At 38.2% G+C, this 13,405-nt stretch carries 12 protein-coding genes; 9 read left to right on the forward strand and 3 right to left on the reverse strand.

From position 1 onward, the window contains the following. The first annotated feature begins 147 nt into the window (after positions 1–147). Together H8700_RS05525 and H8700_RS05530 are read left to right on the forward strand one after the other, a co-directional pair. Positions 148–357: a hypothetical protein gene (locus H8700_RS05525; protein ID WP_249304121.1), complete on the forward strand. Its 210-nt coding sequence runs from the start codon at positions 148–150 to the stop codon at positions 355–357. A 19-nt stretch (positions 358–376) separates the two neighbouring features. Then, positions 377–3,568, forward strand: coding sequence for a type I restriction endonuclease subunit R (locus H8700_RS05530; protein WP_249304123.1), 3,192 nt, complete (start codon positions 377–379; stop codon positions 3,566–3,568). Positions 3,569–3,747: 179 nt separating this feature from the next. Here the strand turns inward: H8700_RS05530 and H8700_RS05535 are convergent, their stop codons facing one another. Continuing rightward, positions 3,748–4,305, reverse strand: coding sequence for a nitroreductase family protein (locus tag H8700_RS05535; RefSeq protein WP_249304126.1), 558 nt, complete (start codon positions 4,303–4,305; stop codon positions 3,748–3,750). 282 nt (positions 4,306–4,587) lie between these two features. Between H8700_RS05535 and acgA the strand changes: the two genes are divergently transcribed. From acgA to H8700_RS05550, 3 genes are all read left to right on the forward strand, one after another. Next, the gene (gene acgA, locus H8700_RS05540) at positions 4,588–4,731 is read left to right on the forward strand and encodes an ACGX-repeat peptide (RefSeq protein ID WP_249304130.1); all 144 of its coding nucleotides are present in this window, start codon (positions 4,588–4,590) and stop codon (positions 4,729–4,731) included. Between the two features lie 158 nt (positions 4,732–4,889). Then, the gene (locus tag H8700_RS05545; protein WP_249304133.1) at positions 4,890–5,501 is read left to right on the forward strand and encodes a 4Fe-4S binding protein; all 612 of its coding nucleotides are present in this window, start codon (positions 4,890–4,892) and stop codon (positions 5,499–5,501) included. Positions 5,502–5,505: 4 nt separating this feature from the next. Beyond that, entirely contained in the window at positions 5,506–5,730 is a 225-nt protein-coding gene (locus tag H8700_RS05550; RefSeq protein WP_249304136.1) for a macro domain-containing protein, read from the forward strand. Between the two features lie 39 nt (positions 5,731–5,769). Here the strand turns inward: H8700_RS05550 and H8700_RS05555 are convergent, their stop codons facing one another. Further along, positions 5,770–6,279: a CarD family transcriptional regulator gene (locus H8700_RS05555; RefSeq protein WP_249304139.1), complete on the reverse strand. Its 510-nt coding sequence runs from the start codon at positions 6,277–6,279 to the stop codon at positions 5,770–5,772. A 172-nt stretch (positions 6,280–6,451) separates the two neighbouring features. Here H8700_RS05555 and H8700_RS12185 point away from each other — a divergent pair, with 172 nt between their 5' ends. Next, entirely contained in the window at positions 6,452–6,583 is a 132-nt protein-coding gene (locus H8700_RS12185; RefSeq protein ID WP_283242213.1) for an NUDIX hydrolase, read from the forward strand. Positions 6,584–6,599: 16 nt separating this feature from the next. Then, positions 6,600–7,187, forward strand: coding sequence for an HD domain-containing protein (locus H8700_RS05560; protein WP_249304141.1), 588 nt, complete (start codon positions 6,600–6,602; stop codon positions 7,185–7,187). 55 nt (positions 7,188–7,242) lie between these two features. On the opposite strand, the gene H8700_RS05565 is transcribed toward H8700_RS05560, so the two are convergent. Then, the gene (locus H8700_RS05565; protein ID WP_249304143.1) at positions 7,243–7,761 is read right to left on the reverse strand and encodes a FliH/SctL family protein; all 519 of its coding nucleotides are present in this window, start codon (positions 7,759–7,761) and stop codon (positions 7,243–7,245) included. Positions 7,762–8,208: 447 nt separating this feature from the next. Here H8700_RS05565 and H8700_RS05570 point away from each other — a divergent pair, with 447 nt between their 5' ends. Next, the gene (locus tag H8700_RS05570) at positions 8,209–9,366 is read left to right on the forward strand and encodes an exonuclease SbcCD subunit D (protein ID WP_249304145.1); all 1,158 of its coding nucleotides are present in this window, start codon (positions 8,209–8,211) and stop codon (positions 9,364–9,366) included. A gap of 586 nt (positions 9,367–9,952) precedes the next feature. Then, complete coding sequence (locus H8700_RS05575; protein ID WP_249304148.1) at positions 9,953–13,327, forward strand: SbcC/MukB-like Walker B domain-containing protein; 3,375 nt, start codon at positions 9,953–9,955, stop codon at positions 13,325–13,327. Positions 13,328–13,405: the final 78 nt, after the last annotated feature.

The following is a 13,405-nucleotide window of genomic DNA, read 5'->3' on the forward strand; positions in this document are numbered from 1 at the left end:
ATTGCCCCATAGTAATATTAGCGATGTCGCTTAGAGAGCCTTCAATCCAATCAGGGTCAGGATTGTCGATAAACATCTGCTGATAAATTGCCCGTGCTTGCTGCTCTAAATTATCGTTTACCATTTGTAAAAGGAGGAAGTTATATATTGAAAGATTGGAATTTTTGGTGTTCTATACTTACAGCTTTAACTGCTGTACTGGCATTAGGCTTGTCTGTTCATCAGATAGGGCTTAGCAATAAGCAGCACTTATTTGATCGTAGATTAAAAGTATATATGTTGGCGGATGGAATTATTTCTCGTTGCAAGGACTGTTATATGTGGTTATCAGAGAAAATACATCTGAATTTAAACTGATATAAGGAGGCGACAAAATATGTCAGATTTTTATACGGAAGCAAATTATGAAAAATCAGTCATTGAATTGTTTCAGAATATGGATTATCGCTATGTTTATGCACCGGATTTGGAGCGAGATTTTCGTAGTCCGTTGTATGAAGAAGAATTGGATAATTCTATTCGGCGAATTAATCCGGATATGCCGGATGATGCAATTACAGACGCTTTATATAAATTAAAGAACTTTGAAAATGCAGAGTTAGTTTTGAAAAATGCTCTTTTTATGGATTATATTCAGCATGGAATCGAAGTACGTTATTTTGTCAAAGGTGAGGAACGTTCAGGATTGGTTTATCTGGTAGATTATAAAAATCCTGGCAATAATTCCTTTGTTGTTGCGAATCAGTGGACATTTGTTGAGAATAGCAACAAGCGTCCGGATATATTACTGTTTTTGAATGGTATGCCGGTTGTACTTATAGAATTGAAGTCACCATCACGAGAAGAAACAGATGCATCAGAAGCTTACACGCAAATCAGAAATTATATGCATGAGATTCCATCTATGTTTATTTATAATTGTATTTGCGTCATGAGTGATCATTTAACTTCTAAAGCTGGCACAATTACTTCAGGTGAAGATCGTTTCATGGAATGGAAGACAAAAGATGGAAACAATGAGAACACACAGTATGCCCAATTCGATACATTTTTTGAAGGAATGTTTGTAAAAGAGCGTTTGCTTGATATTATCAAGAACTTTATCTGCTTTTCCAATGAAGGCTCGAAACAGATTAAGATTTTAGCAGGGTATCATCAGTATTTCGCAGTAAATAAAGCAATTCTATCAACAAAACATGCAACAGAAACGGATGGTAAAGGTGGTGTGTTCTGGCATACACAGGGAAGTGGAAAATCATTGTCAATGGTATTTTATGCTCATTGTTTACAAGATGCGTTAGATAGTCCGACAATTGTCGTAATCACGGACCGTAATGATTTGGATAATCAGCTTTACGGACAGTTTGCAAAATGTAGTAAATTTTTACGACAAGAACCTGTTCATGCGGATAAGAGGAAACTGTCTGATGAAGATAAAGAACGTAATGCACATTTAAGAAAAGGTGAAAAACCAATTATTGGTCTTATGGATTGGTTAAATGATAGAAAAGCCAATGGTATTATTTTTACTACAATGCAAAAGTTTGAAGAATCATTTGAATGCCTTTCGGAACGCAGAAACATTATTGTTATGGCAGATGAAGCCCATCGTGGACAATATGGTTTGAAAGAAAAAGTTGATGCTAAGACAGGCGAAATTAAAATTGGTACTGCCCGTATTATTCGTAATGCTCTGCCAAATGCAACCTATATTGGATTTACCGGAACTCCGATTTCCATGAAAGATCGCAATACCCGGGAAGTATTTGGCGATTACATAGATATTTACGATATGACTCAGGCTGTTAAGGATGGTGCAACCAGACCTGTTTATTATGAGAGCCGTGTGATTAAATTAAAGTTGGATGAGCATACTTTGAAATTGATTGACCAAGAGTATGACATTATGGCAAATAATGCTGATCCAGAGGTAATTGCGAAGAGCAAAAAGCAGCTTGGACAGATGGAAGCAATTCTTGGAAATGATAAAACTATTAATTCTCTGGTTGATGATATACTGGATCATTATGAGAATTATCGTGAAAATTTACTTACCGGAAAAGCAATGATTGTGGCATATTCGCGTTCGATTGCAATGAAAATTTATGAACGCATTTTACAACTTCGCCCGTCGTGGACAGAAAAAGTAGCTGTTGTAATGACTGGCAGCAATAAAGATCCGGAAGAATGGAATAAAATTATCGGGAATAAACGGCATAAAGATGAATTGGCAAAGAAATTTAAAGATAACGACAGCCCTTTGAAGATAGCGATTGTGGTTGATATGTGGTTGACAGGATTTGATGTTCCGTCGTTGGCAACTATGTATATATATAAGCCGATGCAAGGGTATAACTTGATGCAAGCGATTGCCAGAGTAAATAGGGTATTTGGAGATAAAGAAGGTGGTCTTGTAGTTGACTATGTAGGCATTGCCGCAGCATTGAAACAGGCAATGAATGATTATACAGCCAGAGATAAGAAAAATTATGGCGATACAGATGTTGCAAAAGTAGCATATCCTAAATTCCTTGAAAAATTATCTGTTTGCCGAGATTTATTTCATGGATATGATTATTCAAAATTTATGAATGGCACAGATTTGGAGCGTTCCAAAGCGATTAGTGGTGCTGTGAACTTTATTGTGGCAGTTGAGAAGGCAGAGGATCGGGAAGCGTTTTTAAAAGAGGGATTGCTTTTAAAACAGGCACTTTCTCTGTGTGCATCTTTGGTTGAACGTGATTTGCGTGTAGAATCTGCTTTTTTTGAGTCTGTCCGGGTGCTTGTAACTCGATTGATGAATCAAGGTGAAGGAAAGAAAATTTCTTTACCAGAGATGAATGCCAGAGTTAACAATCTTTTGAAAGCAAGTATACAAAGTGATGGCGTAATTAATCTTTTTTCAGATATGGACAAGGAGTTTTCGCTTTTCGCTCCTAAATTTCTTGAAGAAGTTTCAAAAATGAAAGAGAGAAACCTAGCAGTTGAGTTGCTGAAAAAACTGATTGCAGAACAGGTAAAAATATATCGACATACCAATGTCGTGAAGTCTGAAAAATTCAGTGAAATTATTCAACGAACGATGAATGCCTATTTAAATGGTATGTTGACTAATGAGCAGGTTATTGAAGAACTGCTAAACCTGGCAAAACAAATTGCAGCGGCTCACAAAGAAGGTGATCAGTTGGGATTGACTGCGGATGAGCTGGCATTTTATGATGCACTGACAAAACCGCAGGCAATCAAAGATTTTTATGAAAATGAAGAATTGATTGCTATTACAAAAGAACTTGCGGACACTCTTAGAAAAAATAGGACGATTGACTGGCAAAAACGTGATTCTGCGAGAGCAAGGATGCGGATAATGATAAAAAGGCTTTTGAAAAAACATAGATATCCACCGGAAGGTATGGATAATGCAGTTCAGACGGTTATGACACAATGTGAATTATGGACAGATAATAATGATATGGAATTATTGCAAAAATCTTCAAATGTGCATCCATATCCATTAAGTCCGGAATTGGGCAAAGTGGCGGAAGAACCTGAGCCTTATGTAAAAAAATAGAAGCTATATTACCACGGTGTAGTCTCTATATATCTTGTCAAATAAAGCCCGTTTCAAGCTTACAACCAAACTTGAAATGGGCTTTTTGGCTCTAAGTATTATTCAAAAGTTTTCTTATACCGGATTCCCCGGTCTTTCATCGCATCGAGGATTGGGCGGCATGAATTCACCGATATCGCTTAATGCATACTCTGCATAGGGTGGGACTTTTCATCAATCCAGAATACTCTGCCATCTTTTCGTTTGGCTGCTTCCGGTAAATCACCATCTATGTAACCGATAGCACAGTGACCGATTCCTTCCCATTCGCCTGTGATACCAAGTTCTTTTAATAATTCCTGATATTCAGGAAGTTCGAATTCTTCTTTTGCTCTATGGATCCAGATGCTTCCAAGGTTTAAGGAGTGAGCAGCTAGCATCATATTTCCGAGTACAAGACTTCCGTCATAAACGTGAGTAGGACGATCTTTGTCTGCTAAAACAATGAGAATAGCCGGTGCACCATAAAATGGATCGAAGTTTTCATCCCATCCACCAATTTTGGCATTGATCTTAGCTATTTTGTCACGAAGCTCTTTTTTGGTTACAGCGATTGTGATTACTGCTTGTTGTCCCATGCCATTTGCAGCATATAATCCTGCTTCTATGATCTGGTTTAAATCTTCTTTTGAAGGCATATCCGGTTTGAATTTGCGGATGCTGCGTCGTTCTTTCATTGCTTTTATGATTTCATTCATATTTTGTAGGTCCTCCTTTTTTATAAAAATGTACTTTCGGTATCTTTTCAAAACGAATCCTTTCGGCTGGATTTCTGAGCACAAAGAGATCTTCTTTTTCTATTGTAGCATTCTCGAAGATTAGTAACAAGTGCAATGAAATGCACAAAAGTTACTTTCAGGTAACTATGTAATAAAAAAGTGCGTACTTTTACAGCATGATCTTCCTTGCTATGATAAGGATGCAACAGGCGAAAGCCATATTACAAAAAAAATAAGAAAAAATGACAGGAGGTAACAAAGATGGCATTAGCAAACATATTTGGATGGAGCAAAAAAGAAAGTAAGCAGCAAAGTACAGCATGTGGAACAGCATGCGGAGCGGCAGACAAAGAAGAGACAAAAACAGCAGCATGTGGAACAGCGTGCGGAGCAGCAGACAAGTAGAGCAAATTGTAGTGTGATGGGATATAGGGGGTGACGTGGTCAGCGTTGCCCCTATATTTCTAAGTTACGGTAAGAATACAGCATACTACAGGTGTAGAAAGATAAGATCTAAATATATGGTAGAAGACGAAGAATGAAATGACAGGAGGTGTAAAAATATGGATTTGAATACATGTTTAAGGAAAATGGAACTGGTTGGGGTATTAGCCTTTGCAACCGTAGATGAAGAAGGAGCACCTCAGATCAGAAACATCAGTGCGATTTATTATGAGCCGGATGCACTTTATTTCTTTACGGCAAGAGGAAAGAATTTCTGTAAGGAACTTTTAGCAGACGGAAGAGTACAGATCTTATGTTATACACGATATAAAGAAATGATCCGTTTATCTGGTAAGGCATATGCAGTAGATGAGGATGAGCAGATCAAATGGAGAGACAGGATCTTTCAGGAACAGCCGAATTTAGAAAATGTCTATCCGAAAGACACGAAAGAGATCGGAATTATTTTTTGCATTGATCACGCACAGGTGGAATATTTTAATCTGGGTGTAAATCCTATTTTTCGGGAGACTTATGCATTAGGGAATGTTATAGTAAAAGAAAAAGGATATGATATTACAGACAAATGTGTTGGCTGTAAGAAATGTCAGACAGTCTGTCCGCAAAAATGTATAACAGAAGGCAAACCGTTTGTGATACAGCAGGAACATTGTCTGCATTGCGGAAGCTGTTATGAACACTGTCCGGTAAAAGCGATTGAAAGAAGATGAGACTATGGATCAGAGAGAAAAAAGAGTATATTTGATACAGCAATTATTAAATGAAAAAAAAGAATATCGTACCATACCGATTCCGGATGATGAGGAAGAACAAAAGAAGTTGTTAAGAAGTCTGACGAATATTCGTCAGACTCATGCAGTCAGTCAGGATTTTCTAACCGTACAGGATTCTTATTTGCATCGGTTCATCTTAAAGAAGCATTTTGTATGGATTCGATAAAAAAGCAGTCTGTCTGTATCAAAGCGGATTGTGGCAGGGTCATAAAAGATATGCTTTGATCATATCTTCGATGAATTGCACCATATTTTCTTTTGGTACATCCAGTACAAAAGAAAGTTCGGAAAAGAGTACATCCTCTGCCTGTTTAAAATATTTGTCATCGGTCGCTGTGCTTTTTTTTCCTTGTTTGATGCGTTCTTGTTTGCGAGTATAGATTAACTTTATAATGCTTACAATTTTTTTGTTATCACCGCTTAATATTGTTGCTTTATATTCCTGTTCACGCATCTTTTCATTATGAATTTCTGTTTCCGTGATATTATGAATTGATTTTATCAACTGAATGGCTTCTTCTTTGCTGATCATATTTCTGATCCTTCCATCGACGTAATCGACAGGCAGATATATCTTAGATGTTTTTTCATTTATTGGTACTAATATATAGTATTCTTTAGTTTTATTCATTCCGGTTGTGTCGGGATGGCCAACATTTTCAATTTTACAAATACCCTCCGGCATTTTTACTACATAGTCTCCTTTTTTATACATAACTTTTCCTTTCCTTTCTTTTTTATAAAGTAAATCAAAAAGAGAAAAGGACTGCTTCACTCGGTAACATTTGAATGAAATAGCCCTTTTCATGAAAATTGTACACAGTTTCTAGTATTTAGTTTATCATTTTTTGAAAAAATTTGTAAGCATTTTTGGGGAAATTTTGATTTTGATTTGTTTTTCCCTTCCGTGTAGCTGGTGTGAGGTTGACTGTTCCGTAAAAGAAAATATAATAAAAGAAGAAGTAGGTCTGGATGTGCTTTCAGGCAATGGAATCACAGAATGGGGAAGTCGTATTTGACTAGGAGGAAAGTAAGATGGATGAAAGATTACAAAAGCAGCTTGCATTTGCATTAGAGATTGATAAAGAAAAGAACATTTTAAGGCAGACACATTTATCCGGACATGGAAGACGGGAAAATGATGCAGAACATGCATGGCATATGGCGATCATGGCATATCTGTTAAAAGAATATGCCAATGAAGAGGTTGACATTGCAAAAGTGATGTTGATGTGTCTGATCCATGATATTGTAGAAATTGATGCCGGAGATACTTATGCATATGATGCAGAGGGATTAAAAACGCAAAAGGCAAGAGAAGATGCAGCGAAGGAACGAATTTTTTCTCTTCTTCCAAACGAGCAGAAAGAAGAATTGATCGCACTATTTGATGAGTTTGAAGCGTTTGAATCCGCAGAATCAAAATTTGCACATACGATGGACAATCTGCAACCACTACTGTTAAATGACAGCAATGGCGGTGCAGACTGGAAAGCACATGGAGTCTGTGCAAAGCAGGTATACGGCAGACAGGAAAAGACAAAACTTGGTTCGGAGAAGTTATATGAAATAACAGACCGGCTGATTCAAAAAAACATTGAAAAAGGCAATATTCAAAAATAAAGGTGCGAGAGTGTAATATAAAGTGCGTAAGTTTGTTGCCGGTAACTTACACACTTTACTTGACAAACCCGGAGATATCATTTTCAAATTTTGCAACAGAATCAATCGTACAGGCTCTTTGAATCCAGCTTTTTAAGATTGTCATATCGTTTTGGTTCTGAATCTTCTTTTTCAGCGATTCTGTTACCGCTCCTTTTTCTTCCAAAATCTCCAGTAATGCTTCTTTTTTTCCTTCGATTCTTCCTGCTTTTTTTCCTACTGCTTCTCCTTCGATCCTTCCTGCTATCTTTCCAGCAGCTTCTCCTTCGATCCTTCCTGCATTCCAGCCGTCATCATAGCCTCCGCGCCTCTCGCTTGCCCGGATCTTTTTGATCTCTTCTTCTTCATTATATTCCAGTATAGACATTGCTATCACCTCTGCTCTTTGCTTTTTTAGAAAGTCTGCTAATATATTTTCACGAATACATTCTGTGACTGCTTTTTCTACCGCCTGCTCGATCGGCATGACTGCACGATATTTTCTGACTCGTTCTACATAAATGCTATACTCTTTCAATGTCCGGTAGTTTTCCATGATCTGTCTGGTTTTGAACCAAATGACAAAAGACCGGAAGAGGCTTTTGTAGCAGCAGGGCACCTAGAAAGAGTGCGATCACCAGACAAAAGAACAGAAAAAAAGAAGTAAGAATTTTTGTTTTTGGTTGGTATCAAATGGATCACCATGCCTTTCTTTGTATTTGTAAGATGGAAAACTATAATAAAAAAGATGTTTCGTTTCTCTTATTAAAACAAAGAATTGCATCACATTTTAGAAAGAAATTACTTTTTTATGTATCTAAAATGTATCATCTGATGAAAGTAATCTATGAATACAAAGTAGTTCTGATAAGCAGTATATACTTTGTATGCATTGTATGTCAAAACTTGTCACCCTATCAAAATATCGTTATAATAAAACAAAATGTGTAGCAGTTACAGAAAGCAAAATGACGATGTCTGTCATAAAGAAAGGGAAGAGAAAATGAAATTTTTTCATGTTGGGGATCTGCATTTAGGTAAGCAGCTTCATGGCTATGATCTGATAAAAGATCAGGAACATATGTTAGAGGAATTGCTTTCTTATATTAAAAAAGAACAGCCGGACGCCGTATTGATCGCAGGAGATATTTATGACCGGGCAGTACCGTCAGGAACAGCCATGCAGCTTCTGGAGCAATTTTTTATACAGGCAGATGAACTTGCAAAAGAGCAAAAAGCAGTAGAGATCATATTGATCGCAGGAAATCATGATGCGGCAAAACGATTGCAATATGGAAGCAGTTTTATGAAAAGACATCATATTCATATTGCGGTCATGCCGCCACAGCAGGAGGATGCTTATTTAGAACAGGTTACATTAACCGATCAGGAGGGAGTAGTTCATTTTTATCTGTTACCGTATACAAAGCCCGGTATGATCCGTCACTGGGTAGAACAGGAAGAACTTGCCAATACACAGGATGCCGTAAAATTTCTGCTGGAACGTGAGCAAATTGACTGGAATGAACGTAATGTTTTGCTTTCGCACCAGTTTTATCTTCATGCCAATGAAGATACAGTATTATGTGATTCCGAGACACCATCGTTTAGCGTAGGTGGTCTTGACAGCATAGCTACTACATTTGTAGACAAATTTGATTATGTTGCACTCGGTCATATTCACAGTCCGCAAAATCTTGGTGATCCGCATATCCGATATGCCGGAACACCGTTAAAATATTCTGTCAGTGAGGCAGATCAAAACAAAAGCATTACTGTTGTGGAAATGGGCAAAAAAGGTGAGATTTCATATCATTATCTTCCTATCCATCCGTTACATGATGTACGTGCTTTGCGTGGAAAAATGGAAGAGTTAGCAGCACAATGCACCGAAATTCCATGCCATGACTATGTCAGCATTGTCCTGACAGATGAAGAAGCAGTGCAGCAGCCAAGAGACTATCTGGAAAAATATTATGATCATATCTTAGAGATCCAGATCGACAATACAAGAACCAGACAGATCATGGAAGAAGAAATTCCTGCACTAAAAGAAATGTCATTAGAAGGAGCCTTTATGACATTCTTTAAAGAGTCTACAGGCAGACCAATGAATGAAGACGAACAAAAAAAGTTCGCACAGATCATAGAAACATTATAACAATTCGCATGATCCATCCTCCTGCCATCCACCAGCAGTATTGACAGATCTCCTGTCGCACAATAATCTTTAAAACTGCGTCATTTTATACAGTTTATTTTCGTGGTTTCAATTTTGTTTTGTCTTTTGGGTTGACACGACGGCTGGTTAGGATATCTGATTTTTAACGCTTTTTTGCTGATTGGGCGCGGGTCATAATTATAGGGGCGACTCAGCCTGAGTAGCATTGCTGTGTGGGACACGCTCCCGCTTCGCAAAGCCACGTAGCGCACACATAGCGTTGCAAAAAGGTAAGACACTTTTTGCAGCGCAAGTGGCGACGGTCTTTGAGATTCCCAAACAGCAATGTACATCAGACAGGTCCTGCCCCTATATCAGATGAGAGCGCCCATAATCAGGGCAAAAAAGCGAAAAATCTTAGATATCCTTAGCAGGCGAAACAGTGCCCCAAAAGCCAAAATAAATTGAAACACGAATGCAATGTTTTGAAAATGACGCAGGTTAAAAATCCAGGGCAGCGTAAGGAGATAGTATATTTGGTGTGGGGGCAGGCAGGATGGATCATGCGAAGTGAGGAGGAGTAGATATGAAGCCGGTGAGGTTGGTGATGTCCGCTTTTGGTTCGTATGGCGGAAAGGAAGTAATTGATTTTAGTAAGGTGACAAATGGGCTTTTTCTGATATCCGGTGATACCGGAGCAGGAAAGTCCACGATTTTTGATGCAATCATGTTTGCCTTGTATGATACAATGAGTGGAAAAGAACGTAAGGGCAATATGATGCGCAGCGAGTATGCAAATGACGAGACAGAAACGTATGTAGAGTATACCTTTTCCTATGGGATCGAAGGGCAGGAAGAGTTGTATACGATCAAACGCTCACCGACATATTACCGCAAAGCCAGACGAAAGAATAAGCAGGGCAGTTACAATACGACAAGGCAGGGAGGCAAGGTCTCTTTGATCCTGCCGGATGGAAAAGAATATCAGGGAAAAGCAGCACAGACCAATGAAAAGATCCGTCAGATCATCGGTCTGACTGCAGAACAGTTTAGTAAGATCGCCATGATCGCACAGGGAGAATTTCAGGAGCTGATCATGGATAAGACAGGAAAGAGAAAAGAAATCTTTCAGCAGATCTTTTCTACGGAAATTTATGAAAAAGTGGAAAAAAAGATATGGGAAGAATATAAAAGGACGATCGGAGCATTAAAAGAGCATATTACAAAGATCAAAGAAGCAGTCAGTGGTGTTTCTTTTGTCGAAGAGATGAGTGCATATAAAGAAAAGTGGGAGCAGATATCTGCTTTTGCCGATACAGAACCACAGCGTATGGAAGTATTCTTAGAAGAATATACAAAAGAGTTAAAGATATATTATAGTAATGCCAAAAAGGAAGCAGACCAGACCAATCAAAAATTGCAGGAAACCGAACTTATTTATAAAGAAATCTGTCAGGTCAATGAGATGTTAGAACAATATGAAGAAGTAAAAAAGAAGCTACAGGAACTTGATAGCAAAAAAGAGCAGTTCGGTCAAAAAAGAGACATTGTTTGTCAGGCACAAAAAGCAAAGAAATGTCAGGAAAAAGAAGATATATTTTTACGTTATCAACAAGAAGAATGGGAAGAACAAAAGAAAAAAGAGCAATATTGTATAGAAAGAAAAAAGAGCCGGAATCTGCTTGCAAAAAGTGCAGAAGCATATCAGCAAAGCGAAAAAGAATATGAAAGCAGACAGCCTGTATTAATGAAAGAAGAGCAGACAGTCAGAGAGCAGATGGATGTTTTAAAAAGTCTGCTCGCATTGCAAGACAAGAAAGAAGCTTTGCAAAAAGAGAAAGAGCAAAAGGAAATTGCATATGCGCAATGGACTAAAAAAGAAGAAACGATTAAAAAGGAAAGAGAAGAGATCAAAGTCTGGCTGAAAAAACACCAATCTTTAGAGGAAGAAAGATATCAGGCAAAGACAATCGAAGAACAGCTTAACATAAAATGGCAGCAGGAAAAGCAATACCAAAAGGCATATCAGGAGTTTCTTTGTGCCTATCAAAAGGCATATGAATCCGAAAGAAAATATCAAAAGGCATTACAATATTGGAAAGAGCAGCATGATGTATATGACAGAATCTTTATGACGTATTTTGAATCACAGGCGGCATGGCTTGCAAAGGATTTAAAAGATGATATGCCTTGTCCGGTATGTGGTTCGACTGTTCATCCCCACATTGCTGTGTTATCAAAAGAAAATGTGACCAAAGAGAGTTTAGAGCAGGCAGAAGAAAAGGAAAGACAGGCAAAAGAACAGGAAGATCAATGTAATAAAGCCTATGTGGCAGCTTTACAGGATTGTAAGAACCGTATTAGCTTACTTCTTGAACAGATCGAGATATGGGATCCTGACAGTGCATGGCTTTTGGCTTACCAAAAAGCTTATCAGGATATGTCAGTATCCGATCAGGACAATCTTTTTGTCAAGGAAGTGCATGCATATGAAAAGCAAAAAGACAAACAATCTTCAAAGCAGCGAAAGGAAGTCTTTCAGCAAGGACAGCCGGAAAGAACAGTATCTAAGGATCAGCCAGACGAAGCATTATCTAAGGAACAATCCTCTGTCACAAAAGAAGCACGGGAAAAAGAAAAGACAATCTTTTGGCATATCATAGCAGTCAGAGAACAACTGACAGAGCAGATCCGGATACAAAAAGAAAAGAGCAATGCATTAGAACAGCGAGTTCAAAAGAAAGAAAAGCTGTTGCTTAGAGAGGCAGAATTAGAAAAAGAAGAACAGCACTCCATCGAACAGGAGAAAGCTATCAGAGACCGGTTACATGACACAGAAGTTGCCCTGCAAGCGCTTTTAGCACAGATGCATGAAAAAGAACAGAAGATCACATTAGTATCGGTCAGTCAGGGAGAAGAAAAAATCCTGACCTTGCAAAAAGAGCAAAGAATCCTTGATCAGCAAAGAAAGAATGCAAAAGCTGTCTGGGAGACCGAAAAGAAAAACTTTGATACTTTACAGGGAAAGACCGAGGAAAATGACAAACGTCTTGCTAAGCTTGCAAAAGATAAAAGTCAGGCAAAACATTTGTGGGAAGAGGTATTACAAACAGAGCAGTTTGATACCGTGACAGAATATCGTACAGCCTGTCAGCAGATTCCTCAAATGGAAGAATTACAAAACGAGATCCGCCAATATGAGATGCATCTTGAAAAATGCTGTTCGACAAAAGAAATCTTAGAAAAGAACCTTGCAGGAAAAGAGCAGCGTTCGAAAGAAGAAGCATATGAAAAAATGTTGCATACAAAAGAGCTGCAAAGACAAAAGCAGGAAGTATATGAAAAATGGCAAAAACAATATCAGGTACATGATGATATCAAAAAACGTCTGACAACGCTCTTACAGGGACAGGAACAATATTTAAAAGACAGACAGGTCATGCAGTCTTTACAGGATGTAGCAAATGGAAAGATCCATTTTCAGACCTATATTCAAAGGCAGTATTTTAAGCAGATCATTCAGGCTGCGAACCGTCGTTTAGCCAGAATGACGTCAAACCGATTTTTATTAAAATGCCGTGAGATCAGTAACAGCGGACAGGGAGAAGTCGGACTTGATCTGGATGTGATCAACCCATTGACGCAGAAGGTCCGGGATGCACATACGCTTTCGGGTGGAGAGACATTTCTTGCTTCACTTTCGATGGCATTGGGAATGGCAGACATTGTGCAAAGTACAACAGGACAGACCAGACTCGATACCATGTTTATTGATGAAGGATTTGGTGCTTTGAGTGAAGAAGTACGAAATACTGCGGTGCGTGTGCTGTTGGAATTAGCCGGCGATCATCGTCTGATCGGTGTGATCTCTCACGTTACGGAATTAAAAGAACAGATCCCGACAAAATTGCTCGTAACAAAAGGAAATCATGGAAGTAAAGTATGCTGGAATCAGGAATAATTATATCTTTCATGCAAAGAATATGATACAATATGTGAGTAGAATGACAGACAAAAAGAAACGTACTTTAATCATGGG

The organism is Jutongia hominis, assembly GCF_014384965.1.
Taxonomy (GTDB): Bacteria; Bacillota; Clostridia; order Lachnospirales; family Lachnospiraceae; genus Butyribacter; species Butyribacter hominis.